Source organism: Mycobacterium sp. 5-140-3-2 (genome assembly GCF_035666375.1).
Classification (GTDB): domain Bacteria; phylum Actinomycetota; class Actinomycetes; order Mycobacteriales; family Mycobacteriaceae; genus Mycobacterium; species Mycobacterium intracellulare.
Genome location: NZ_CP142025.1, coordinates 5304560 through 5328787, shown reverse-complemented (window position 1 = coordinate 5328787; position 24228 = coordinate 5304560). Strand labels below are relative to the sequence as shown.

The window sequence follows — 24228 nt, the reverse complement described above, 5'->3', positions numbered from 1 at the left end:
CATGTCAGCGCCGATCCAGACCAACGCCCCCCGGACCCCGCCGTACAAGTGGGCCGGGTTGGCGGCGCTGGTGATCGCCGCGCTGGTCCTCGGTTTCGTCTACGGCCAGTTCCGCGGCGACTTCACCCCCAAGACCAACCTGACGATGCTGGCGTCGCGGGCCGGTCTGGTGATGGATCCGGGGTCGAAGGTCACCTACAACGGGGTGGAGATCGGGCGGGTCGGCAGCATCGCGGAGACGGTGCGCGACGGCAAGCCGGCGGCGAAGTTCACGCTCGAGGTCTATCCGCGGTATTTGAAGCTGATCCCGTCGAATGTGAATGCCGATATCAAGGCGACGACGGTGTTCGGTGGCAAGTACGTGTCGCTGACGACGCCGGCGCACCCGTCGCCGCAGAAGATCTCGGCGCACACCGTGCTCGACGCGCGTTCGGTGACCACCGAGATCAACACGCTGTTTCAGACGATCACCTCGATCGCGCAGAAGGTCGATCCGGTCAAGCTGAATTTGACGTTGAGCGCGGCGGCGCAGTCGTTGGCCGGGCTGGGGGAGAAGTTCGGGCAGTCGGTGGTGAATGCGAACGCGGTCTTGGATGAGGTGAATCCGCGGATGCCGCAGGCGCGCAAGGACATTCAGCAGTTGGCGGCGCTGGGCGACACCTATGCGGACGCCTCGCCGGATCTATTCGACTTCTTGAACAACGCGGTGGTCACCTCGCGCACGATCAACGCGCAGCAAAAGGATTTGGATCAGGCGTTGTTGTCGGCGGCCGGGTTCGGCAACACCGGGGCCGAGCTGTTCACCAAGGGCGGCCCGTATCTGGCCCGCGGGGCCGCCGACCTGGTGCCCACGGCCCAACTGCTCGACACCTACAGCCCCGAGCTTTATTGCACCCTGCACAACTACCACGACATCGTGCCCATCACCGGCGCCTCCGAAGGTGGTTTCAACGGCTACTCGCTGAACATGAACACCGAGGTCACCTCGGGCCTAGGTCTGCTGCTCAATCCGGTCGCCACCGTCCCGGTCATCGCGTCGCTCCTGGGCGGCATCGCCGGGGTGGTCGGCGGGGCGCCCAACCCCTACATCTGGCCCGAGAACCTGCCACGCGTGAACGCCCGCGGCGGCCCCGGCGGCGCCCCGGGTTGCTGGCAGCGGGTCACCCGAGACCTGTGGCCCGCGCCCGAACTCGTGATGGACACCGGCAACAGCCTCGCGCCCTACAACCACCTGGACACCGGATCGCCGTACGCGATCGAGTACGTCTGGGGCCGCCAGGTAGGGGATAACACGATCAACCCATGAAAATCTCCGGAACCATTACCAGGCTCAGCATCTTCTCGGTGGTGCTGTTGATCTTCACCGTGATGATCTTCGTGGTGTTCGGTCAGATGCGCTTCGACCGCACCAACGGGTATTCGGCGGAATTCAGCAACATCAGCGGCCTGCGGGCGGGCCAGTTCGTCCGCGCCTCGGGCGTCGAGGTCGGCAAGGTCGACAAGGTGGAGCTGGTCGACGGCGGCAAGCGCGCCCGGGTGAAATTCAACGTCGACCGCTCCATCCCGCTGTACCAGTCGACGACCGCCCAGATCCGCTACCTCGACCTGATCGGTAACCGCTACCTGGAGATCAAACGCGGTCAGGGCGAAGGCGCGGACAAGGTCCTGCCGCCCGGCGGGTTCATCCCCCTGTCGCGGACGACGCCGGCGCTCGACCTCGACGCCCTGATCGGCGGTTTCAAGCCACTGTTCCGGGCGCTCGACCCACAGAAGGTCAACACCATCGCGACCGCGCTGGTCACCGTGTTCCAGGGCCAGGGCGGCACCATCAACGACATCCTCGACAACACCGCGCAGCTGACTAACCAACTCGGCGAGCGCGACCAAGCGATCGGGGAGGTCATCAAGAACCTGAACATCGTCTTGGACACCACGGTCCGGCACCGGCAGCAATTCGACCAGACGGTCGACAAGCTCGAGGTGTTGATCACCGGCCTCAAGAACCACGGCGACTCGCAGGCCGCGGGGTTCGCCCACATCAGCAACGCCGCCGGGACGGTCGCCGACCTGCTCGCCGAGGACCGAGCGCTACTGCACAAGACGATCAACTACCTGGACGCCGTTCAGCAGCCGCTGATCGACCAGCAAGACCAACTGCAGGACTACCTCAAGAAGGTGCCGACGGCATTGAACATGATCGGGCGCGCCATCGGGTCCTACGGGGACTTCGTGAACTTCTACGCCTGCGACATCACCTTGAAGATCAACGGCCTGCAGGCCGGTGGCCCGGTCCGCACGGTCCGGCTGTTCCAGCAGCCGACGGGTAGGTGCACGCCCCAATGAGAACACTGGAACCACCCAACCGGATCCGCATCGGGCTGATGGGCATCATCGTGACGGTGCTCGTGATCGGCGTCGGCCAAAGCTTCACCAGCGTTCCGATGCTGTTCGCCAGGCCGAGCTACTACGGCCAGTTCACCGACTCCGGCGGCATCAACACCGGCGACAAAGTGCGCATCGCCGGGCTGGACGTCGGCAAGGTGGAGGGCCTCAAGATCGACGGGGACCACATCCGGTTGAAGTTCTCCGTCGGCACCAACACCATCGGCACCGAGAGCCGGCTGGCGATCAAGACCGACACCATCCTGGGGAAGAAGATCCTCGACGTCGAGACCCGCGGCAACCAGCCGCTGCGGCCCGGCCAGACCCTGCCGCTGGGCCAGAGCACCACGCCGTATCAGATTTACGACGCCTTCTTCGACGTCACCAAGGCCGCCCAGGGCTGGGACATCGACACCGTCAAGCAGTCGCTGCACGTGCTCTCGGAGACCATCGATCAGACCTACCCGCACCTGAGCCCGGCGCTCGACGGCGTGGCCAAGTTCTCCGAGACCATCGGCAAGCGCGACGAGCAGGTCAAGCACCTGCTCGCCCAGGCCAACCAGGTGGCCGGCGTGCTGGGTGATCGCAGCGACCAGGTCGACCGGGCGTTGGTCAACGCGAAAACGCTTTTGGCCGCCTTCAACGAACGCGGCCGGGCCATCAACGCCCTGCTGGCCAACGTCGCCGCGTTCTCCGAACAGGTCAAGGGGCTGATCAACGACAACCCGAACCTGAACCATGTGCTCGAGCAGCTGCGCACGGTCAGCGACATCCTGGTGCAGCGCAAGGACGACCTGGCCAACGGGCTCACCGAGGTCGGCAAGTTCCTGCCGTCGCTGAACGAGGCCATCGCCTCGGGGCCGTTCTTCAAGGTGGTCCTGCACAACCTGGCCCTGTACCAGATCTCCCAGCCGTGGGTCGACGCGGCGTTCAAGAAGCGCGGCATCGATCCGGAGGACTTCTGGCGCAGCGCGGGTCTGCCGGCGTACCGGTTCCCCGACCCCAACGGCACCCGGTTCCCCAACGGCGCGCCGCCGCCGGCGCCCCCGGTGCTCGAGGGCACGCCCGACCACCCGGGCCCGGCCGTCCCACCGGGATCGCCGTGCTCATACACGCCGGCGGCCGACGGGCTGCCCCGGCCCGACAACCCGCTGCCGTGCGCGGGTGCGGTGTCCGGGCCGTTCGGTGGTCCGGGCTTCCCGGCGCCGGTGGACGTGATGACGTCACCGCCGAACCCCGCGGGCCTGCCACCCACGCCCGGCATCAATATCGCGGGCCGGCCGGGCGACCCGCCGCCGGACGTGCCCGGGACACCCGTCCCGTTGCCGACGCAGGCGCCCCCGGGTGCGCGTACCGAGAACCTGGCGCCGGCCGGACCGGTGCCGCCGCCGTCGACGTTCGCGCCGGGGCTGCCGCCGGGTCCGCCGGCACCGCCCGGGCCGGGCAACCAGTTGCCGGCGCCGTTCATCAACCCCGGTGGAGCCGGAGGCAGCGGTGTCACGGGAGGTAGCCAGAATTGAGCACCATCTTCGACATCCGCAACATTCGGCTCCCGAAGCTGTCCCGGGCGTCGGTGATCATCGGATCACTGGTGATCGTGCTGGCCCTCGTCGTCGGCTACGTCGGCTGGCGGCTCTACGAGAAGCTCACCAACAACACCGTGGTCGCCTACTTCCCGGCGGCCAACGCCCTGTATCCGGGGGACAAGGTCCAGATCATGGGCCTGCGGGTGGGCGCGATCGACAAGATCGAGCCCAGCGGCGACAAGATGAAGGTCACCTTCCACTACGAGAACAAATACCGGGTGCCGGCCAACGCGTCGGCGGTGATCCTCAACCCCACCCTGGTGGCCTCGCGCGCCATCCAGCTGGAGCCGCCGTACAAGGGCGGTCCGGTGCTGGCCGATAACGCCGTGATCCCCGAAGAGCGCACCCAGGTTCCCGTCGAATGGGACCAGCTGCGCAACAGCATCACCAACATCATCTCGAAACTGGGTCCCACCGCCGAGCAGCCGAAGGGCCCGTTCGGTGAGGTCATCGAGTCGTTCGCCAACGGGCTGGCCGGCAAGGGCAAGCAGTTCAACACCACGCTGAGCAACCTGTCGCAGGCGTTGACCGCATTGAACGAGGGCCGCGGCGACTTCTTCGCCGTGGTGCGCAGCCTGGCGCTGTTCGTCAACGCGCTGCACCAAGACGACGCGCAGTTCGTCGCGCTCAACCAAAACCTGGCCGATTTCACCACCCGGCTCGCGCACAACGACACCGACCTGTCCAACGCGATCCAGCAGTTCGACAGCCTGCTCACCACCGTGCGCCCCTGGCTCGACAAGAACGCCGGGGTGCTGACCTACGACGTCAACAACCTCGAGACCGCGACGAACGCGTTGCTGCAACCGGATCCGCTGAACGGTTTGGAGACCGCGCTGCACGTCGTGCCGACGGCCGCGGCGAACATCAACCAGATCTATCACCCGTCGCACGGATCGCTGGTCGCCATCACGTCGATCACCAACTTCGCCAACCCGATGCAGTTCATCTGTAGCGCGATCCAGGCCGGCAGCCGGCTTGGCTACCAAGAGTCGGCCGAACTGTGCGCGCAGTACCTGGCGCCGATCCTCGACGCGATCAAGTTCAACTACCCGCCGTTCGGCCTGAACCTGTTCAGCACCGCCGAGACGTTGCCCAAGCAAGTGGCCTACTCCGAGCCGCGCTTGCAGCCGCCCAACGGGTACAAGGACACGACCGTCCCCGGCATCTGGGTGCCCGACACCCCGACCTCGCACCGCAACACCCAGCCGGGCTGGATCGTCGCCCCGGGCATGCAGGGTCAGCAGGTCGGGCCGATCACCGCGGGCCTGATGACGCCGGAGTCGTTGGAAGAGCTCATGGGTGGCCCGAACATCGAACCCGTCCAGTCGAACCTGCAGACCCCGCCGGGTCCGCCGAACGCCTACGACGAGAACCCGATCCTGCCGGTGATGGGACTGAACGCCCCGGTGCCGATCCAGCCGCCGCCGCCCGGGCCGGGCGTGGCCCCGGGTCCCGTGGCGCCGACCCCGGCGCCGGTGTCCGCGCCCGCGCCGAACGCTGGCGGGCCGGCGTCGGCCGCTGACTTCGGAGGTGGCCAGTGACGAGCGCGATGAGGCTGATCCGCCACCGTGCGTGGCAGACGCTGGTGCTGCTGGTGGCCGCGATGGTGCTGAGCTCGTGTGGCTGGAAGGGCATCTCCAACGTCGCGATTCCGGGCGGCCCCGGCAGCGGGGCGGGGTCCATGACCATCTATGTGCAGGTGCCCGACACCCTGGCGATCAACGGCAACAGCAAGGTGATGGTGGCCGACGTGTTCGTCGGCTCGATCAAGGCCATCAACCTGAAGAACTGGGTGGCCACCCTGACGCTGGGCTTGGACAAGCACACCAAGCTGCCCAAGAACGCCACCGCCAAGATCGGCCAGACCTCGCTGCTGGGTTCGCAGCACGTCGAGCTCGCGGCGCCGCCGAACCCGTCGCCCGAGCTGCTCAAGGACGGCGACACCATTCCGCTGAAGAACTCGTCGTCGTACCCCACCACCGAGCAGACGCTGGCCAGCCTTTCATTGATCCTGCGCGGCGGCGGCATCCCCAACCTGGAGGTGCTGCAGAACGAGATCTACAACATCTTCAACGGCCGCGGCGAGGCGATCCGGTCCCTGCTCGGCAAGCTGGACACCTTCACCACCCAGCTCAACGCGCAGCGCGACGACATCACCCACGCCATAGACTCCACCAACCGGCTGCTGACCTACGTCGGCGGGCGGGCGGACGTCCTGGACCGGGTGCTCACCGACATCCCGCCGCTGATCAAACACTTCGCCGACACGCAAAACCTGCTGATCAACGCCGTCGATTCGGTGGGGCGCCTGAGCCAGGTCGCCGACCAGTACCTGTCGGAGGCGCGCGCGCCGCTGTACACCGACCTGCAGGCGCTGCAATGCCCGTTGAAGGAGCTCGGCCGGGCCTCGCCGTATCTCATCGGCGCGCTGAAGTTGATCCTCACGCAGCCGTTCGACATCGACACGGTGCCGAAGATCTTCCGCGGCGACTACATCAACATCTCGTTGACGCTGGACCTGACCTACAGCGCGGTCGACAACGCGTTCCTGACCGGGACCGGGCTGTCGGGAGCCCTGCGGGCGCTCGAGCAGTCGTTCGGGCGTGACCCCGAGACGATGATCCCCGACGTGCGCTACACGCCGAACCCGAATGACGCGCCGGGTGGACCGCTGGTGGAAAGGGGGGACAGGAATTGCTGACTCCCTTCATCCGACGCCAGCTGATCGCCTTCGGGATCCTGACCGTCATCTCGCTGCTCGTGCTCGGGGTGTACTACCTGCAGATCCCGAGCCTGATGGGCATCGGGCGGTACACGCTGAAGGCCGAGCTGCCCGCCTCGGGCGGGCTGTATCCGACGGCCAATGTCACCTATCGCGGCATCACCATCGGCAAGGTCACCGATGTCGAGCCGACCGAGCGCGGCGCCGAGGCGACGATGAGCATCGACAGCCACTACAAGATCCCGACCGACGCGACGGCCAACGTGCACTCGGTCTCGGCCGTCGGTGAGCAATACCTGGACCTGGTGTCGAGCGGAAACCCCGGCAAGTACCTCGCGGACGGACAGACCATCACCAAGGGCACGGTGCCCGCCGAAATCGGGCCGGCCCTGGACACGGCGAACCGCGGCTTGGCGGTGCTGCCCAAGGAGAAGATCGGCCAGCTGCTCGACGAGACGGCGCAATCCGTCGGCGGGCTGGGTCCCGCCCTGCAGCGCTTGGTCGACTCCACCCAGGCCATCGTCGGCGATTTCAAGACCCAGATCACCGACGTCAACGACATCATCGAGAACTCCGGCCCGGTGCTGGACAGCCAGGTCAAATCGCGCGACAACATCGAGCGCTGGGCACGCAACCTGAACAGGCTCGCCGCCCAGTCCGCGCAGCAGGACCAGCGTCTGAAAAGCCTGCTGCACCAGGCGGCGCCGACGGCCGATCAGGTCAACGACCTCTTCAGCGGCGTCCGGGAGTCGCTGCCGCAGACGCTGGCCAATCTTGAGGTCGTCTTCGACCTGCTCAAGCGCTACCACACCGGCGTCGAGCAGGTCCTGGTGTTCCTTCCGCAGGGCGCGTCGATCGCCCAGACGGTGGCCGCCCCATTCCCGAACATGGCCGCGCTCGACCTGGCGCTGTCGATCAACCAGCCGCCGCCGTGCCTGACCGGCTTCATCCCGGCCTCGGAGTGGCGGTCCCCGGCGGACACCAGCATTCAGCCGTTGCCGACGGGCACGTACTGCAAGATCCCGATGGAGACCCCGGCCAACAGCGTGCGCGGGTCGCGCAACATCCCCTGTACGGACATCCCGGGCAAACGGGCGGCCACCCCGCGGGAATGCCGCGACCCCAAGCCGTACGTCCCGGCGGGCACCAACCCCTGGTACGGCGACCCCAACCAGATCCTGACCTGCCCCGCGCCGGGAGCGCGATGCGATCAGTCGGTGCGCCCGGGCATGGTGATCCCCGCGCCGTCGATCAACAACGGGCTCAACCCCGCGCCCTCGGACCGGGTGGCGGGGACGCCCCCGCCCACCAGCGATCCGTTGTCGCGGCCGGGGTCGGGTAGCGTGCAGTGCAACGGCCAGCAACCCAACCCGTGTGTCTACACCCCCAGCGGGCCTCCCACGGCGGTCTACAGTCCCCAAAGCGGTGAACTGGTGGGGCCAGACGGGGTTAAATACTCCGTCGAGAATTCGACCAGAACAGGAGACGACGGATGGAAGGAGATGCTGGCACCAGCCGGCTGAACCCCATCGACACGGACGACGATTCGTTGAGCCCCGAAGACAAGGACGAGGATTCGACGGCACCCGACAGCGTAGCCGAGCAGGCCGATCCGCAGGGTGACCCCCAGGATCCGGTGGAATCCGGTGAGCCCGGTGCGACCGCGCCGCGCGGCGCGTCAAGAGTGGGACGCGGGTGGCTGGCCGCCATCGCGGTGCTGCTGGTGCTATGCGCGGGCGCGATCGGGGCGGGGGGCTACCTCGCGCAGCGCTATCACCGCGACAGCCTGGTGATCGCCCGCAACGATGCCACCGCGCTCAAGGCGGCGGTCGAATGCGTCACGGCGACGCAGGCGCCGGACACCAACGCGATGACCGCGGCTGAGCAGAAGATCATCGAATGTGGCACAGACACTTTCCGCACGCAGGCCTTGCTGTACACCAGCATGCTCGTTCAGGCGTACCAGGCCGCGAACATCCACGTTCAGGTGTCCGATGTGCGGGCGGCGGTCGAGCGCAACAACCCCGACGGGTCGATAAATATCCTTGTCGCGCTCCGCGTCAAGGTGGCCAGCGATCAGACTGAGAACGAGACCGGCTACCGCCTGCGGGTGAAGATGGCATTCGCCGAGGGGCAATACAGGATCTCCAAACTCGACCAGGTGACGAAGTGACGGTGGTGGTCGAACAGACTGCACCCACGGACGTCCCAGAGCCACCGCGGGAAGCCTTGGCGCCCTGGCATTCTCGCGTCGGCGCCTTCGCCATCGACGTGCTGCCGGGCGTGGCGGTGCTGGCGACGCTGGCGTTGGTGTCGCTCACGGTGCCGGCGCGCGGCCTGTGGTGGTGGGTGTCCATCTGCGTCATGGGGCTCGCCGTCCTGGCGATGCTGGTCAACCGGTTGCTGCTGCCGACGATCCTTGGCTGGAGCCTGGGCCGCGCCGTGGCGGGCATCGCCGTGACGCGTCGCGGCGGTGAGGCCGCGGGGCCGTGGACGCTGCTGCTGCGCGACGTCGCCCACCTGCTCGACACCGCGACGACCGTGGGATGGCTGTGGCCGCTGTGGGATTCGCGTCGCCGCACGTTCGCCGACATGGTGGCGCGCACCGAGGCGCGACGCCTGCAGCCGGACCAGGCGCCCCCGAACGTCCGGCGCTGGGCCGCGGCCGCGGTGGCGGCCGCGACGCTGGCATGCGTGGGCGGTGCCGCGTTGAGCTACGGCGCGGTGTACGCCCCGCAGCGGGCCAGCGAGCAGACCCGCGCCCAGCTCTCGACGCAGGGGCCGAAAATCGTGGCCCAGATGCTGACGTATGACCCCAAGTCCCTGCAGGACGACTTCACCCGGGCCCAATCGCTGGCGACCGACAAATACCGCGGACAGTTGGCGGCCCAGCAAGACCTGGTGCGCAAGGGAACCCCGGTGATCAACGAGTACTGGGTCACCAACAGCTCGATCGAATCGGCGGCCCCGAGGCGCGCCACCATGCTGTTGTTCATGCAGGGCCGGCGCGGCGCGGCGCCCGAGGTGCGCTACATCAGCGCAACCGTGCGGGTGAGTTTCGCCAAGGACGGCGGAAACGCTTGGCGCGTCGATGATCTCACCGTGCTGTCCAAGCCGAAACCGCCGGCGAGCGGCAAATGAGCCCGCGCCGCAAGTTCGTGCCCGGTGAGCGGCCCTTGCTCGTCGAGCGCCCGGTCGCCCCGCAGCGGGGATGGCTGGCGCCGTTGGCCAGCACGGTCGCGGCGGTGCTGATGGTCGCGGCGATCAGCGCCTGCGCGCTGGTGTGGGTGTCGCATGAATCCCGGGCCCGCGCCGCCTCGCGCGACCGCGAGGTGCTGACCTACGTGAGCGGCTTCATGACGCAGTTCACCTCGATTGACCCCTTTCACGCCAACGACTACGTGAACCGGATCCTGGCCCAGGCGACCGGAGATTTCGCCAAGCAGTACCAGAAGAACGCCAACGAGATCCTGCTTCAGGTCGCCCGGGCCGAACCGGCCACCGGCAGTGTCCTCGGCGCCGGCCTGGAGCGCTGGAACGACGATGGCAGCGCCAATGTCATGGTGGCCACGGCCATCACCACGAAATCACCGGACGAGAAACAGGTTTTGGAGAACGCCAATCGTTGGGCGGCAACCGCGACGCAGGAAGGTAACCAGTGGAAGATCAGCAACCTGCAGCAGGTGATCTGACCGCCGAGGACGAGGCGACCGTTGACGAGGCGACCGTTGCGGCGCCGGACGACGGCGACGCCGGGGCCACCGACGACGCCACCGACGCCGAGGTTACCGACGACGCCACCGACGCCGAGGCTACCGAGGACGCCGGCGAGCAGGCGGCGGACGCCCCGGCGCCGGCGCCACGCAAGCGGCGCCTCGCCGGTAAGGCATGGGCGATCGTCGCCCTGGTCGCCGCCGTGCTGTTCGTCGGCTCCGCCGGGTTCGCCGGCGCGATGGTGCAGCCCTACCTAACCGACCGGGCCGTCGCCGAAACGAAAATCAACGTCGCGCGCACGGCGGCCAACGCGATCACCACGCTGTGGACCTACACCCCGGAAAACATGGACACCCTCGCCGACCGCGCATCCGCCTATCTCACCGGCGATTTCGCGGCGCAGTACCGCAAATTCGTCGACGCCATCGTGGCGCCGAACAAACAGGCCAAGATCACCAACCACACCGACGTCACCGGCGCGGCGGTCGAATCGCTCGACGACAACAACGCCGTGGTCATCATCTACACCAACACCACGTCGACCAGCCCGCTGACCAAGAACGTGCCGTCGCTGAAGTACCTGTCCTATCGGCTGTTCATGAAGCGTCAAAAGAGCCGCTGGCTGGTGACCAGGATGACGACGATCACCTCGCTGGATCTGACACCGAAAACCTGACGCCGCAGCCACGGGCACGCCGAAATAGACTGCACCCCATGGCGGTTACCTCACCGGTCTCACAACGATCGACGGTGGCGGCGCTGCTGTTGCTGACGTTCGCGACGGGACTGGCCGACGCGATCAGTATCCTGGTGCTCGGCCACGTGTTCGTCGCCAACATGACCGGCAACGTGATCTTCCTGGGTTTCTGGCTGGCGCCGAGAACCAGCATCGACCTGACCGCCGTCGTGGTCGCCCTGCCGACCTTCGTGTGCACCACCGTGTTCAGCGGCCGGCTGTCCCGGCATTTCGGCGAGCGGACGCGGGCGTGGATCACTACGGTGCTGGCCACCGAGATCGTCCTGCTGGTTACCGTGTCGATCCTGGCGGGTGCGGGAGTGCTGACCTACCAACGGAATTCCACACTCGTCATGATCGGCATCCTCGCCGTGACGTTCGGGCTGCAGCACTCGAGCGCACGCCAGTTCGGCATTCCGGAACTCTCCACCACCGTGCTGACGTCGACGATCGTCAGCCTCGGCCTGGACAGCCGGCTGGCCGGCGGCACCGGTGAGCGCCAAAGGCTGCGGGTCGGCGTTGTCGTCACGATGGGCGCCGGCGCCTTCGTCGGCGCGACGATGTCGAGGTACACGGTCGCCCCGGTGTTCGTCGTGGCCGCGGCGGTGATAGCGACGAGCCTGCTGATCTTCAGGTTCGGGCCCGGTGCAACGAAAGGCGCTGCGGCCGTGATTAGTTGAACGCGAGCCAGCTCGGCAGCGCCCGCTCGTGTGAGTCGCAGAGCACCTGTCGGGTGTCGCACGACCCCCTGGGGGAGCCGGCGCCGGCCCACATGCCGCCGGTGTCACGGCGCAGCACGATCGCCGAGGAGCCACCGCCGTCGAGCAGCACGGCATTGTCGCTGCCCAGCCCCCGGAACAGGTCCTGCATGTTGTCCGGGGTGTAGTTGCCGCCCTCGAAGATGTACATCTCGTCCTTTTGCCGCGCGTAGGCCAACGCCGTTCGCGCCGCGCTGGGCCCGCCGTCGTGCAGCTGTTCGGTGTTGCCGGGTGCCAGCAGCCCGATGCCCGACACCGCCACGAACCTCTCGTTCTTGCTGAGCAGATCCTGGACGACCGGGGTCGCGGCGTCGTAGTCCTTTTTTGTCTTGGGCCACACCACATACGGCGCGCCGCCGGACGGCAGGATCATGGTCGTCAGCGCGCTCCAGCTCTCGCCGCCGCCGGAGAGACCCTGCTTGCCGGGATAGGCGAGGGTGCCCGTGACCGCCTGGTTGGCGCGGCCCCGGCCATTGGTGTTGTCCACGAAGGCGCCCAACGGTGAGCTGCACCCGGTCTGGCGCCACGAACCGCCCTTTTGCCCGCGCACGTCGAAGAAGTTGGCGTTGATCGCGATCGTCGGCTGGCCCATGCGTTGCCACGCTTGCAGCGGTGTGTAGAGCTCCGAGGCCTGCCACAGCCCCTCCCCGGTGCGGGCACCGGGATTGTTCTCGCAGCGGGCCTGGTCGCCCTGGTGCGTGTCGACCAGCAGGTGCGGTGAGAGACGTCCGGCCGCGTTCTTGATGATCATCAGGTGGCCGCCGTTGTTCATCTCATACCAGCTGCCGGCGGCGTTGAGCATCGGCGCGGGATGGCCGGGGCCGAAGTTGTACACCAGGTAGGAACCGCGGGTGCTGCCGATGGCGTTGGCGAGCAGATCGCGCCCGTCGGCGGCTCGCGCCAGGGGCAGCCCGTTGGTGGCGGCCAGCGTGAAGCAGGCGAGGAGGGCGGTGCAGCACGCCGCCAGCCGGCGGAAGCTGGCGCGTCGGGTCAGCACGATAGCCCTTTCGGCCATGATCTGGATGCAACAGAGACATCATCAGCCTCATTAGTCACACTGTCAATAAAGATAACGAGCCGATGACGCTGGGGCCACGTGCGAATTACGTTTGTTCGCTGGAACTTTCGGGCTCGGCGACGTCCGGGGTTGATTCGGTGGCGGCCGGCGTCGACTCGGTGGCGGCGGGCTCGGCCCGCTTGCCGCGGCGGGCCTTGTGTTGAGCCTGGTGTTCCTGCGCGAGCGCCAGGGCGGCCGCGCCCTGGATCCGGTGAAAGCCCTTGCGGTCGTAGAGGTGCGTGACGATGCCGCCGAGCAGCAGGCCGATGACGAGGCCCACCGACGTCATGGTCAGCGCCTGGCTCAGGCCCGCATCCCCGCGGCCGCCGAAGTACAGCAGCGATCGCGCGCCCAGGAAAACCTGATGCATCGGCTCGAATTCGGCCAGCCATCGGAAGAAGGACGGCGTCGCCTCCAGCGGCACCGTGGCTCCGGCCGACGGCAGGCCGAGGATCACGAAGATGAGCATGCTCACCAACATCCCCGCCGTGCCGAGCACCGAGAGCAGCGAACTGGACGTGATGCCCACCGCGGCGATCGCGAACACGCCGAACGCCCAGAGCTGCCAACTGAGATCGATGGGCATACCGAGCGCGTCGGCGATCCAGACGTACACCGCCGAGGTGAGCAGCCCGAGCAGCACCATCATGGCCCACTTGAGCAGCAGCGTCTGGAATCTCGAGATCCTGACCTGCTCGGCGAATCGGTACACCGGGCCGAATTCGGCCGGCACGTAGCCGAGCAGCGCGTCGACCAGCGTGCTGACCACGATGCTGCCGGTGAACCCGGCAAGCAGGAGCAGCAGCGCGTAATAGAACGCGGACAGCCCGTTGCCGGTGCCATTGGGCAGCGGGTTGTAGACGACCGACTGGATCTCGATGGGGGCGGCCAGCCCCACCTGGGCCGCGCCGGGTAGCGGCGCGCCGCCGGTCTGCGCGGCCACCTCCGCTGTAACCCGTTGCCCCGCTATGCCGTTGGCCATGCCCATGGCCGTGCTGAGCGTTTGGCCGGCGATGCTCGCGCCCAGCGTGCCGGCCCGCGGGTTGGTGGAGACGGTGATCGACGGCCGTTCGGCGCGGGTCGGCGCCACGGCGCTGGTCCCGAAGTCCCGCAGCTTGGACGAGAAGCTGGGCGGTATCACGACCGACCCGTACACCCGGCCGGTGTCCAGTTGACGTTTGGCCTCGCCGCGGGAGAGCACGCGGACGTCGAACTTGTTCTTGTCCAACCCATTGACCAACCGGTCGGTGATCTGCGCACCCCCGGGGCCGGCGTCCTCGTTCACCACCGCGATGGGGAAATGGTGCAGGTTGCTGCTCGGGTTCAAGATGCCGCCGAGGTAGAGCGCGCACAGCGCCGACATCAGCGCCAACGTGATGATCAGGGGCGCCGCCCAGAACCGCACGGTGCGGATCGCCTTGATGTTGTGCTTGGGATTGGGCGCCGCGTGCTGCGCGTGCGACTGAGGCATGCCGACTCCTGTCTGTCGTGCCCACTCTATGGGCTGCGTCGCCGGCCCTCCATGTCTCAGTCGCCCAGCTTGGCGTGCATCTCCCACAGCAGCAGTTCCGAGGGCTCGCTCGCCGCCGCGCGGCGGCCGTCGGCGTCGGTCAATCGCACGGCGTCGCCCGCGTGCAACTCCCCGATCCCTTCGACGCTGACCCGGCCGCGGGCCAGGAAAAGATGCAGGTAGGGCGCGGCCGGGAGGTGCGCGGCCGCCCCGGCCCCCAGGCGCGTGCCGTGCAGCGCGGCGTGGCGGTTGTGCAGGGTGATGGCCGCGTCGTGGGTGGGGATGCCAGAGGCGATCGTCACCAGGTTGTCGTCCAGCATTTTCGGGTCGATCTCGTGCTGTTGGTAGCTCGGGTCGATGCCGGACTCGTCGGGTACCACCCACATCTGCACGAAATGCACCGGCTCGCTGGGGGAGTCGTTGCGCTCGGAGTGCAGGATGCCGCTGCCGGCCGACATGCGTTGCGCCAGTCCGGGATAGACGACCCCGTGGTTGCCGGTGGAGTCGCGATGGGACAGTTCGCCGCGCAGCACCCAGGTCACGATTTCCATGTCCCGGTGCGGGTGCGTGTCGAATCCCGTTCCGGGGGAGACGATGTCGTCGTTGTTGACCAACAGCAACCCGTAGTGGGTGTTGTCCGGGTCGTAGTGGTCGCCGAAGGAGAACGAGTGCCGGGAGGTCAACCACGGTGTGGTGGTGACGGCCCGATCGGCCGCGCGGCGGATCTCCGCGGTGGCAGACATGATCCCAGCGTAATGCCCGGGCGGGTCAGCCGACCGCCGCGGTGAGCAGCCGCTGGGCGTGGCGGAGCGCGGCGTCGAGCTCGGGCAGGGTCAACCCGGTGGCGTGGCCCAGGTGGATCTCGATCTGATACTCCGGCTGGCCATCGGGGGAGAAGATCGGCAGCACGACGAATTCGGCGGTGGCCAAGTCCGTTTCGAGGACATCGGTGACCGACCGCAGCGTCACCATCGTCATCAGCGTGGTGAGCTGACGCGTGACGTGGGCCGTCGGCTCCAGCGAGGCCAGCACCTCGGCCAGCCGATGGTGCAGCGACTGGTGGGTGTCGTCGAAGCGCCACGCGCCATAGCCGCGGGCACGGATATCGGTCAGCACCCGCTGATGCTCGGAGATTTCGGCGCGGGTGAGCCGGGGCATCACGCGATGCAGCCAGGCCTGGACGAAATCCTCGTCGCGCCAGGCCATGGCGACCAGGCCGAAGGGCGGGTCGATGGGAAAGCGCTGGCCCACAGCGTGTTCGCCGTCGGTGCCGTGGCCGACCGTGTCGACGGTGATCAGGTGTCGGGCGCCGATCTTCGACATGGAGCAGCCCGCGTCGAGCCTGTCGTGCAGGAAGCGCAGCGCGTCGCGGCCGCGGTCCAGCAGCGGAAACTGCTCGCGCAGCCCGTGCACCAGCCCGAACAGCCCGCTGCCCAGCACGTAGCGACGATCCCCGCGCCGCGCCACCCAGGCGCGCCGTTCCAACTCGGCCAGCACGAGGGCGCACGTCGAGGTGCTGATGGCGCAACGTTTTGCCAGTTCCGCCGATGTGAGCCCACCCGGCGAATTTGCCAGGGCGGCAAGCACATCCATCACCCGCGCGGTCGGCGGCGATTTGGGGCGTGGTTCGCCCCGCGCCTGCGCCATTGACGTAGCCACCGCCGCCTCCCTACGATCCGTCCAAAATGCCAGAATATATGTCCTAATATTAGGAGACAATCGTGTTGAAGGTGGGGGTGTGGGGGCCCGGGTCCATGGGAGTGGTCGCCCTGCGTGGCGTGATCGACCATCCGGAGCTGCAACTGGTCGACGTCGTGGTGCACAGCGATGCCAAGGCCGGCCGAGATGCCGGGGAGCTGTGCGGCATTGCGCCGGTGGGCGTGGTGGCCACCCAGGATCCGGCGGCCATGCTCGCCGGCGACGCCGACGCCGTGGTGTACGCCGCCGCCGCCAACCTGCGGCCGCTGGACGCCGTCGAGGACATGGTGTCGATCCTGCGGGCCGGAAAGAACGTGGTGTCGTGTTCGGTGGTGCCGCTGGTCTTTCCCGACGCCGTCGACGCCGCGTTCACCGAGCCGCTGCGCCAGGCCGCGATCGACGGCGGGGTGTCGTTCTTCACCACCGGCATCGACTCCGGATTCGCCAACGACGTTCTGCCGCTGATGCTTACCGGCGTGTCGCGGGTGATCGAATCGGTGCGCGTGACCGAGATGTTCAACTACGCGACCTACCCGGACCGCTCCGCCGTCTACGAGATCCTCGGGTTCGGGCAGCAACCGGACTACCCGGCCTTCGCGGCCCAGCCGGGGATTTTCACCTTCGGCTGGGGGCCCGTGTTGCACCAGCTCGCCGCCGGGTTGGGGGTCAAGATCGACAACATCGAGGAGGCCAACGAGCGGATCCCCGCCGGCGAATCTTTCGACACGCCAACGGGGCACATCGCGGCCGGAACGATCGCGGCCATGCGCTCGACGCTGACCGGTTACGTCGGGGGGAAACCGACCTTCGTCCTCGACCACGTGACGCGCATGCGCGACGACATCGCCCCGGACTGGCCCCAGCCCCGCATCTGCATCGAGCCGAAGGACCTCGGTTACGGCCCGGCGTCCGGCCGCGGGTTGTACCGCGTGGAGATCGAGGGTTCTCCGAGCATGCGCTGCGAATTCGAGATGGCCGAAGACCACGACCACGATCTGGGGGCGCGCATCGCGGGCTCCTCGAGGATGGTCAACGCCATCCCCGCCGTGTGCGCCGCCGCGCCCGGGCTGCTCTCCGCGCTGGATCTGCCGCTGATCACCGGGAACGGCCTGGTGCGTCCGGTGCCGGGCCCGCCGCCCGACAGCCGGCTGTTCTAGTTGGTGACGGCGCGAGTGAGGAGGCGGGCAATCTTGCCTAGGACCGCGCGCCGGGGTACGTCGCGGCGGCGAGCTCCAGGATCTCGGCGCGGTCGGCCGCCAGAATGAATCCGGAGCGGATCGCCGCGTCGAGCGCGCCGGTGAAGCGCTCCAGGTATTCCGTGTTCCCGCCGGGATAGAGCCGGCGCAGCGTGGCGGCGTCGAAAAGCTCGCCGGAGCCGAAGATCATGGACATGATGCTTTCCTCGCCACCCAGCCCCGACGTCCGGGCGACCGGCACGTCCACCCAGGGGGTCCTGAGCCCTCCGCGGGCGAGGCCGTTGCCATCCAGAACCGGTTGCGGCCCTTCGGTTTCCCGGGCCTCAAGGGGTTCCGCGCTCGGCGCCGGCTCGCCGCTGGCGACCCACGTGTTGAGGGCGGTGAGCGCGGCCTGCACCACATAGTGGTGTTGCGGCCCGAAGTTGATGCAGTGCGCCAACTGCTGGCCCATCAGCATGTTGGTCGGCGTGTAGGCGGCGGCGATGTCCGCGAGCGGCGCCGACCCGCTGTCGATGAACGCGACCTGGATGGTGTAGTTGTCGGCGTGGGCGGCGCCGGCGATCTCCCAGACCCGCAGGTATTGGTTGTCGGGCTGGCGGGCGAAGTAGTAGCCCTGCCGGGCTCCGCCGAACACGTCGGTTTCCGTGACGACCGTCAGCAGCGGGACGCGCAGCTCCGGGCGGAACGCAACCCCTTGCGGCTCTTCGGTTTCCGCGAAGATCGAGGTTCCGTCGAGCGGGGCGGCTGAGCCGAAACGGGAATGGACGAGGAACCCGTCGTAGCTGCGGGCCAACGGGTCGACGGCGTTGATGTAGGTCGTGAGGAACATGGCCGATTGCGATTCGCCCAGAGCGATGACGCGCCGCACGGGCAGATCCCCCAGCAGGGCCCGGCCTTCGTCGCTTTTGAGCAGGCCGCCGATCTGGGAGAAGATGTCGTAGCAGAAGGCGTCGCCCGGGTGGTGTAGGGGCGCATACCGTTGTGGGTCCTGGGTTTTCAGCGACATGTCCGCGCCGAGCAGGCTGTCGCCGCCCTCGACCCCCACCCGCTGCGCCGAGACCCCGACGTAGGCGTAGCCCGACCGGATGATTTCGCGGTGCGCCATCATCCATACCGCGGGAGCGTCGATGCCGCCGCTCACGTTGAGCCATTCGACCAGCACTGTTCCGTTGAATCGGGCCGGATCGGTGGGTGTCAACACCACGATCCGCGTCGTGAAATCGGCGGAGCCCGAGGGTGTTACGTCCCAGCGGCCATCGGGTCCCAACTCGGTCACCGGGGTATAGGACGAGGCCGTCGCGGAAACGAAGAATTCCTTGACGCGGTAGCCCACGTCGGCGAGGTCATAGGCGCTCAGCAGCAGCAGCGGCTTTCCGGGCGCGGCTGTGACCAGGGCGGTGGAATTCGTCATGTGCGCAACCTTCTTACTCCTGACCGGCGGACAGTGAACCGGGCAGCCCGAACTTCGTGAACAACGTCTCATCGAGGAACGCCACCACGTGAGACACCTTCTCGCCGTGCACATCCAGCACATGCAACTGGAAGGGGACATGCACGTCGCCGGCGCGCATGTACATCGCGGCGGCGAGCTGACCGTTGGCGACCAGCGGCAGCAGCCGCATGTCTCCGCCCGCCTCGGCCGGGCATTGCTGGTGGATCAGGGTCACGATGTCCGCCGCGCCCCGATACCAGCCGGCGTACGGCGGCATTTCCCAGATCGCCTCCGCGGTGAACAACTCCACCAGGCGGTCGATGTCGTAGGTCTCGAACGCGGCGATGTAGCGGGCCAGCAGGTCTTGGGCCTCGGGCGAATCCGGCGGCGCCAGTTGGTCGTCGGCGCTGGGACCGACGGCATCCAGTTGCGACCGGGCCCGCTGCAGCAGGCTGTTGACGGCGGTCGTGGTGGTGCCGACCGCCTCGGCGACCTCGGCGGAGCGCCACTGCAGCACGTCGCGCAGCAGCAGCACCGCCCGCTGCCGCGGCGGAAGGTATTGCAGCGCAGCCACGAACGCCAGCCGTACCGACTCCCGCGACCCGACGACCACCGACGGGTCCGCCGGGTGATCGGTCAACTCCGGCAGCGGCTCGAGCCAGGGCACTTCGCGGCGCTCCACCAGCTCCGCGGTCGGGTCCGAGCTCGGGGCGCCCAGGCCCACCGGCAACGCCCTGCGCCCCTTGCCCTCCAGCGCGCTCAGGCAGGTGTTGGTGGCGATGCGGTGCAGCCAGGTCCGCAGCGAGGACTTGCCTTCGAAACGGTCGTAGGACTTCCAGGCCCGCAGCAACGTCTCCTGCACCAGATCTTCGGCGTCGTGCAGCGACCCGGTCATTCGATAGCAGTGGGCGAGCAGCTCGCGGCGATAGGGCTCGGCCTGGGCCGAGAAATCGGTCCCCAGCACCGCGTCGCCTTCGGGGTCTTGGGCGAGAAGACTCACGCGGATGAGCCTACGCAGTGTCCGCAACCCCGGCCGGGATCCCAGCCATTACGCTGCACCTCAATGACTAGGACCAGCCGATGAACCGCACCGAACGCAGTTTCGACGGATTCGGCGGTGTGCGTATCGTCTACGACGTCTGGACCCCCGACACGCCGCCACGGGCGGTCGTGGTGCTGGCGCACGGTCTCGGCGAGTACGCCCGCCGCTACGACCACGTCGCCCAGTGCTTCGGGGCGGCGGGCCTGGTCACCTACGCGCTGGACCATCGCGGGCACGGCCGCTCGGGCGGCAAACGGGCGGTGGTGCGTGACATCCACGAGTACACCACCGACTTCGACACCCTGGTCGGCATCGCCGCGCGCGAACACCACGGCCTCAAGTGCGTCGTGTTGGGCCACAGCATGGGCGGGGGGATCGTCTTCGCCTACGGCGTCGAGCGCCCGGACAACTACGACCTGATGGTGCTGTCGGGGCCCGCGGTGGCGGCCCAGGACCAGGTGTCACCGCTGCTGGCCCTGGCCGCCAAGGTGCTGGGGGCCCTCGTGCCCGGCCTGCCGGCGCAGGACCTCGACGTCGACGCCATCTCGCGCGATCCCGCGGTGGTGGCGGCCTACAAGAGCGATCCGCTGGTGTACCACGGCAAGGTTCCGGCCGGCATCGGCCGCGCGTTGCTGCAGGTCGGCGAGACGATGCCGCAGCGGGCGCCGGCGCTGACGGCGCCGTTGCTGGTGGTGCACGGGTCCGAGGACCGGTTGATTCCCGTCGCCGGCAGCCGTCGGCTCGTCGAGTGCGTCGGGTCCACCGACGTCGAGCTGAAGGTGTATCCCGGCCTGTATCACGAGGTCTTCAATGAGCCCGAGCGCGAGCAGGTGCTCGACGATGTCGTCTCCTGGATCACCGCTCGGCTGTGAGCGGGCGTGTCGGACCGCTCCCGTACGTTGGCGCTAATGACCCGCACGGGCGATGAGGCGCAGAGCGCAGCGATGAGGAGGAACGGCGCTAATGACTCGCGCCGGTGACGATGCAGAGCGCAGCGATGAGGAGGAACGGCGCTAATGACTGACGACAAGATGCTGGCGCGCATCGCCGCGCTGCTGCGTCAGGCCGAAGGCACCGACAACTCCCACGAGGCCGACGCGTTCATGTCGGCCGCGCAGCGGCTCGCGACGGCCGCGTCCATCGACCTCGCGGTGGCGCGCTCCCATTCGGCCCAGCGTTCGGCCGCGCAGGCCCCGACGCAGCGCACCATCACCATCGGCGCGGCGGGCACCAAGGGGTTGCGGACCTACGTTCAGCTCTTCGTGCTGATCGCCGCGGCCAACGACGTGCGGTGCGACGTCGCGTCCAATTCGACGTTCGTCTACGCCTACGGGTTTGCCGAGGACATCGACGCCAGCCACGCCCTGTACGCCGGCCTGGTCGTGCAAATGGTGCGCGCGTCGGACGCCTACCTCGCCTCGGGCGCGCACCGTCCCACGCCGACGATCACCGCCCGGCTCAACTTTCAGCTGGCCTTCGGGGCGCGCGTGGGCCAACGGCTGGCCGAGGCCCGCGACGAGGCCCGGCGGGAAGCCACCAAGGACCGGCAACGTGCGCCGGGAACCGCTATCGCCTTGCGGGACAAGGAGGTTGAGCTCGTGGACTACTACCGCGGTGCGTCCAAGGCGCGCGGCACCTGGCAGGCCAGTCGAGCCTCGGCCGGGTATTCCTCGGCGGCGCGGCGCGCGGGCGACCGGGCCGGCAAGCGAGCGCGGCTCGGCAACAGCCCGGAACTCCCCGGGGCGCGGAGCGCGCTGAGCGGGTGACTCCCGGGAACTTCCCGCGGCGGGATTCTCAACGCTCCAGGGTCTATGCGGCCGAGGAATTCGTCCGCACGTTGTTCGACCGCGCCGCCCAGCACGGTTCACCCGCCGTGGACTTCTTCGGCACACAATTGACGCTGCCGCCGGAGGGCCGCTTCGGCTCGGTGGCCTCCGCCCAGCGCTACGTGGACGACGTGCTGGCGCTGCCGGCGGTGCGCAGCCGGTGGCCGGGGGTGGCCCCGTTGCGGGTCCGGCCGCGCCGGGCCGCCACCGCCGCGCACTACGAAAACCAGGACGGCGCAGGCGTTATCGCGGTCCCCGACCGTGACACCGCCGACTGGGCGCTGCGTGAGCTGGTGATGTTGCACGAAGTGGCGCATCATTTGTGCCGGGCCGAGCCGCCGCACGGCCGCGAGTTCGTCGCGACGATCTGCGAGTTGACGGAGCTGGTGATGGGACCCGAAGTGGGGCATGTGCTGCGCGTCGTCTACGCCAAAGAGGGTGTGCGGTGAGCGATCCCGACGAGAGGGCCCGCGAGATCGAAGCCCAGATGACCGACGACGAGCGGTTCTCCCTGCTGGTCTCGGTGATGGGCGCCGGCGACCTGTGGCCGGTGCGCGACGAACGCATCCCGGCGGACACGCCGATGAGCGCGGGGTACGTGCCCGGGATTCCCCGCCTCGGGGTGCCGCCCCTGCGGATGAGCGATGCCGGCCTGGGCGTCACCAACCCCGGCTACCGTCCGGGCGACACGGCCACCGCGCTGCCCGCCGGGCTGGCGCTGGCCGCGGGTTTCGATCCGGCGCTGGCCCGGTCCGCAGGCGAAGTGATCGGCTCAGAGGCGCGCAGCCGCGGATTCAACGTGCAGCTCGCCGGGGCGATGAACCTCGCGCGCGACCCGCGCAACGGCCGCAACTTCGAATACCTTTCCGAGGACCCGCTTTTGACCGCCGCGATGATCGCGGAGTCGATCGACGGCATTCAGCGCCACGGCGTCATCTCGACGGTCAAGCACTACTCGCTGAACTGCAACGAGACCAATCGGCACTTCCTGGACGCGGTCATCGATCCCGACGCGCACCGCGAGTCCGACCTGCTCGCCTTCGAGATCGCGATCGAGCGGGCGCAACCGGGCGCCGTGATGACCGCCTACAACAAGGTCAACGGCGTCTACGCCGCGGCGAACGATGTCCTGATCAACGAGGTGCTCAAGGGCGCCTGGGCGTATCGCGGTTGGGTCATGTCCGACTGGGGCGCCACGCCGAGCTGGGAGTGCGCGCTGGCCGGCCTCGATCAGGAGTGCGGCGCCCAGATCGACGCGCTGCTGTGGCAGGCCGAGGCCTTCGGCGCGCCGCTGCGCGACGCGTACGCCGAGGGCAGGCTACCCAGGGAGCGGTTGTCGGACATGGTCCGACGGATCCTGCGGTCCATGTTCGCCGTCGGTATCGACCGCGACGCCGCGCCGCCGGAGCCGGATCGGGCCGCGCACAACGAGATTGCGCTGCGCATCGCCCGCCAGGGGGTCGTGTTGCTGACCAACCGGGGAGCGCTCCCGTTGACGCCCGAGCCGGGCACGCGCATCGCCGTCATCGGCGGATACGCGCACCTGGGCGTGCCGGCCGGTTATGGTTCGAGCACCGTCGTTCCCGACGGCGGCTACGCGGGCGTGGTCCCGATCGGCGGCGCGGGGCTGGAGGCCGGGCTGCGCAACCTGTACCTGCTGCCGTCGTCGCCGTTGCAGGAGTTGCGAAACCAGTTGCCGCGGGCGCAGATCGAATTCGACCCCGGCATCAGTCCGGCCGAGGCGGCGCTGGCGGCGCGGCTCGCCGATGTCGCGATCGTGTTCGCGGTGCGCGCGGAAGGGGAGGGATACGATCTCGCCGACCTGTCGCTGCCCTGGGGCCAGGACGAAATGATCGCGGCGGTGGCGGCGGCCAACCCCAATACCGTGGTGGTGCTCGAGACCGGCAACCCGGTGAGCATGCCGTGGCGCGACGCGGTGAATGCCGTTGTGCAGGCGTGGTATCCGGGTCAGGCCGGCGCCCGGGCGAGCGCCGAGATCCTCACCGGCCGGGTCAATCCTTCGGGCCGGCTTCCGATCACCTTTCCCGCCGATCTGGACCAGACGCCTCGCCCGCGGCTACCCGGTGTCGGCACGCCGTGGGGGACCGCGAGCACGATCGAATACTTCGAGGGCGCCGATGTCGGCTATCGATGGTATGCGGCCAACGGCCACGTCCCGATGTTTGCCTTCGGTCATGGCCTGTCCTACACCAGGTTTGACTACCGTGACCTGGTGGTCACCGGCGGGGAGACCATCACGGCCAGTTTCACCGTCGTCAATGCCGGCGACCGCGCCGGGGCCGACGTGCCGCAGCTGTATGTGACGGCGGAGCCCGGCGGACCGTGCCTGCGGCTGCTGGGATTCGAGCGGATCGAGTTAGAACCGGGCGCCAGCCGCCGGCTGAGGATCGAGGCCGATCCGCGCCTGCTCGCACGCTACGACGGCGGCGCCGGATGCTGGCGGATCGAGGCGGGCGATTACACGGCGGCCGTGGGCATTTCGGCGTTGGCCATGCGGCTCGCGGCGGGGGTCGAACTGACCGGCCGTACGTTCGGGCGATGACCC

The 24228-nt window shown here is 68.3% G+C and carries 22 protein-coding genes; 16 read left to right on the top strand and 6 right to left on the bottom strand.

The features are described from left to right. Window position 1: 1 nt before the first annotated feature. From P6281_RS24980 to P6281_RS24930, 11 genes are all read left to right on the top strand, one after another. The gene (locus P6281_RS24980) at window positions 2-1306 is read left to right on the top strand and encodes an MCE family protein (protein ID WP_324738548.1); all 1305 of its coding nucleotides are present in this window, start codon (window positions 2-4) and stop codon (window positions 1304-1306) included. Then, the gene (locus tag P6281_RS24975) at window positions 1303-2343 is read left to right on the top strand and encodes a virulence factor Mce family protein (RefSeq protein WP_009957839.1); all 1041 of its coding nucleotides are present in this window, start codon (window positions 1303-1305) and stop codon (window positions 2341-2343) included. The genes P6281_RS24980 and P6281_RS24975 overlap by 4 nt, the downstream gene beginning before the upstream one ends. Next, window positions 2340-3902: a virulence factor Mce family protein gene (locus P6281_RS24970; RefSeq protein WP_020823821.1), complete on the top strand. Its 1563-nt coding sequence runs from the start codon at window positions 2340-2342 to the stop codon at window positions 3900-3902. The genes P6281_RS24975 and P6281_RS24970 overlap by 4 nt, the downstream gene beginning before the upstream one ends. Beyond that, complete coding sequence (locus tag P6281_RS24965) at window positions 3899-5512, top strand: virulence factor Mce family protein (protein WP_020823820.1); 1614 nt, start codon at window positions 3899-3901, stop codon at window positions 5510-5512. Before P6281_RS24970 ends, P6281_RS24965 begins: the two co-directional genes overlap by 4 nt. Before the next feature lie 8 nt (window positions 5513-5520). Continuing rightward, complete coding sequence (locus tag P6281_RS24960) at window positions 5521-6672, top strand: virulence factor Mce family protein (protein WP_036455308.1); 1152 nt, start codon at window positions 5521-5523, stop codon at window positions 6670-6672. Then, window positions 6666-8216 (top strand): virulence factor Mce family protein, encoded by a 1551-nt coding sequence (locus P6281_RS24955; RefSeq protein ID WP_008261958.1) that lies wholly within the window; start codon window positions 6666-6668, stop codon window positions 8214-8216. Before P6281_RS24960 ends, P6281_RS24955 begins: the two co-directional genes overlap by 7 nt. Next, complete coding sequence (locus P6281_RS24950) at window positions 8186-8866, top strand: hypothetical protein (protein ID WP_008261956.1); 681 nt, start codon at window positions 8186-8188, stop codon at window positions 8864-8866. Before P6281_RS24955 ends, P6281_RS24950 begins: the two co-directional genes overlap by 31 nt. Continuing rightward, window positions 8863-9834: an RDD family protein gene (locus P6281_RS24945; protein WP_020823818.1), complete on the top strand. Its 972-nt coding sequence runs from the start codon at window positions 8863-8865 to the stop codon at window positions 9832-9834. The genes P6281_RS24950 and P6281_RS24945 overlap by 4 nt, the downstream gene beginning before the upstream one ends. After that, window positions 9831-10385, top strand: a complete 555-nt coding sequence (locus P6281_RS24940; protein ID WP_324738547.1) for a mammalian cell entry protein — start codon at window positions 9831-9833, stop codon at window positions 10383-10385. Before P6281_RS24945 ends, P6281_RS24940 begins: the two co-directional genes overlap by 4 nt. Further along, window positions 10352-11083, top strand: coding sequence for a hypothetical protein (locus tag P6281_RS24935; RefSeq protein ID WP_008261950.1), 732 nt, complete (start codon window positions 10352-10354; stop codon window positions 11081-11083). The genes P6281_RS24940 and P6281_RS24935 overlap by 34 nt, the downstream gene beginning before the upstream one ends. 74 nt (window positions 11084-11157) lie before the next feature. Then, window positions 11158-11823, top strand: a complete 666-nt coding sequence (locus P6281_RS24930) for a YoaK family protein (protein WP_008261948.1) — start codon at window positions 11158-11160, stop codon at window positions 11821-11823. On the opposite strand, the gene P6281_RS24925 is transcribed toward P6281_RS24930, so the two are convergent. The 4 genes from P6281_RS24925 to P6281_RS24910 form a co-directional block, all read right to left on the bottom strand. Next, a complete protein-coding gene (locus P6281_RS24925) occupies window positions 11816-12925 on the bottom strand; it encodes a phosphodiester glycosidase family protein (RefSeq protein ID WP_085976465.1) in 1110 nt (369 codons plus the stop codon). The genes P6281_RS24930 and P6281_RS24925 overlap by 8 nt on opposite strands. Window positions 12926-13004: 79 nt before the next feature. Next, window positions 13005-14429: a YhgE/Pip domain-containing protein gene (locus P6281_RS24920; RefSeq protein WP_008261945.1), complete on the bottom strand. Its 1425-nt coding sequence runs from the start codon at window positions 14427-14429 to the stop codon at window positions 13005-13007. Between the two features lie 56 nt (window positions 14430-14485). Next, on the bottom strand, window positions 14486-15211 hold the full coding sequence (locus P6281_RS24915; RefSeq protein ID WP_008261943.1) for a pirin family protein: 726 nt from the start codon (window positions 15209-15211) through the stop codon (window positions 14486-14488). Window positions 15212-15236: 25 nt separating this feature from the next. Continuing rightward, window positions 15237-16115 carry a MarR family transcriptional regulator gene (locus tag P6281_RS24910; RefSeq protein WP_008261941.1) on the bottom strand — a complete coding sequence of 293 codons (879 nt, stop codon included), beginning with the start codon at window positions 16113-16115 and terminating at the stop codon, window positions 15237-15239. Window positions 16116-16189: 74 nt separating this feature from the next. On the opposite strand from P6281_RS24910, the gene P6281_RS24905 reads away from it, so the two are divergent. Next, the gene (locus tag P6281_RS24905) at window positions 16190-17323 is read left to right on the top strand and encodes an NAD(P)H-dependent amine dehydrogenase family protein (RefSeq protein ID WP_008261939.1); all 1134 of its coding nucleotides are present in this window, start codon (window positions 16190-16192) and stop codon (window positions 17321-17323) included. A 37-nt stretch (window positions 17324-17360) separates the two neighbouring features. Here the strand turns inward: P6281_RS24905 and P6281_RS24900 are convergent, their stop codons facing one another. Together P6281_RS24900 and P6281_RS24895 are read right to left on the bottom strand one after the other, a co-directional pair. Further along, window positions 17361-18773 carry an alpha/beta hydrolase domain-containing protein gene (locus P6281_RS24900; RefSeq protein ID WP_008261937.1) on the bottom strand — a complete coding sequence of 471 codons (1413 nt, stop codon included), beginning with the start codon at window positions 18771-18773 and terminating at the stop codon, window positions 17361-17363. Between the two features lie 13 nt (window positions 18774-18786). After that, on the bottom strand, window positions 18787-19839 hold the full coding sequence (locus tag P6281_RS24895; RefSeq protein WP_369751755.1) for a sigma-70 family RNA polymerase sigma factor: 1053 nt from the start codon (window positions 19837-19839) through the stop codon (window positions 18787-18789). Window positions 19840-19874: 35 nt separating this feature from the next. Between P6281_RS24895 and P6281_RS24890 the strand changes: the two genes are divergently transcribed. The 4 genes from P6281_RS24890 (at window position 19875) to P6281_RS24875 (ending at window position 24225) form a co-directional block, all read left to right on the top strand. Further along, entirely contained in the window at window positions 19875-20708 is an 834-nt protein-coding gene (locus tag P6281_RS24890; RefSeq protein WP_008261933.1) for an alpha/beta hydrolase, read from the top strand. Window positions 20709-20852: 144 nt separating this feature from the next. Beyond that, window positions 20853-21602 (top strand): DUF2786 domain-containing protein, encoded by a 750-nt coding sequence (locus P6281_RS24885; protein ID WP_008261931.1) that lies wholly within the window; start codon window positions 20853-20855, stop codon window positions 21600-21602. After that, complete coding sequence (locus P6281_RS24880) at window positions 21599-22111, top strand: TIGR04338 family metallohydrolase (protein ID WP_014386021.1); 513 nt, start codon at window positions 21599-21601, stop codon at window positions 22109-22111. Before P6281_RS24885 ends, P6281_RS24880 begins: the two co-directional genes overlap by 4 nt. Continuing rightward, window positions 22108-24225, top strand: a complete 2118-nt coding sequence (locus tag P6281_RS24875) for a glycoside hydrolase family 3 protein (protein WP_036429559.1) — start codon at window positions 22108-22110, stop codon at window positions 24223-24225. Before P6281_RS24880 ends, P6281_RS24875 begins: the two co-directional genes overlap by 4 nt. Window positions 24226-24228: the final 3 nt, after the last annotated feature.

Excerpts from the sequence above, each read along its gene's own strand:
- P6281_RS24920 (WP_008261945.1), bottom strand. The coding sequence starts at position 14,429 with ATGCCTCAGTCGCACGCGCAGCACGCGGCGCCCAATCCCAAGCACAAC.
- P6281_RS24980 (WP_324738548.1), top strand. The coding sequence starts at position 2 with ATGTCAGCGCCGATCCAGACCAACGCCCCCCGGACCCCGCCGTACAAG.
- P6281_RS24900 (WP_008261937.1), bottom strand. The coding sequence starts at position 18,773 with ATGACGAATTCCACCGCCCTGGTCACAGCCGCGCCCGGAAAGCCGCTG.
- P6281_RS24950 (WP_008261956.1), top strand. The coding sequence starts at position 8,186 with ATGGAAGGAGATGCTGGCACCAGCCGGCTGAACCCCATCGACACGGAC.
- P6281_RS24885 (WP_008261931.1), top strand. The coding sequence starts at position 20,853 with ATGACTGACGACAAGATGCTGGCGCGCATCGCCGCGCTGCTGCGTCAG.
- P6281_RS24940 (WP_324738547.1), top strand. The coding sequence starts at position 9,831 with ATGAGCCCGCGCCGCAAGTTCGTGCCCGGTGAGCGGCCCTTGCTCGTC.
- P6281_RS24970 (WP_020823821.1), top strand. The coding sequence starts at position 2,340 with ATGAGAACACTGGAACCACCCAACCGGATCCGCATCGGGCTGATGGGC.
- P6281_RS24960 (WP_036455308.1), top strand. The coding sequence starts at position 5,521 with ATGAGGCTGATCCGCCACCGTGCGTGGCAGACGCTGGTGCTGCTGGTG.
- P6281_RS24890 (WP_008261933.1), top strand. The coding sequence starts at position 19,875 with ATGAACCGCACCGAACGCAGTTTCGACGGATTCGGCGGTGTGCGTATC.
- P6281_RS24910 (WP_008261941.1), bottom strand. The coding sequence starts at position 16,115 with ATGGCGCAGGCGCGGGGCGAACCACGCCCCAAATCGCCGCCGACCGCG.
- P6281_RS24975 (WP_009957839.1), top strand. The coding sequence starts at position 1,303 with ATGAAAATCTCCGGAACCATTACCAGGCTCAGCATCTTCTCGGTGGTG.
- P6281_RS24915 (WP_008261943.1), bottom strand. The coding sequence starts at position 15,211 with ATGTCTGCCACCGCGGAGATCCGCCGCGCGGCCGATCGGGCCGTCACC.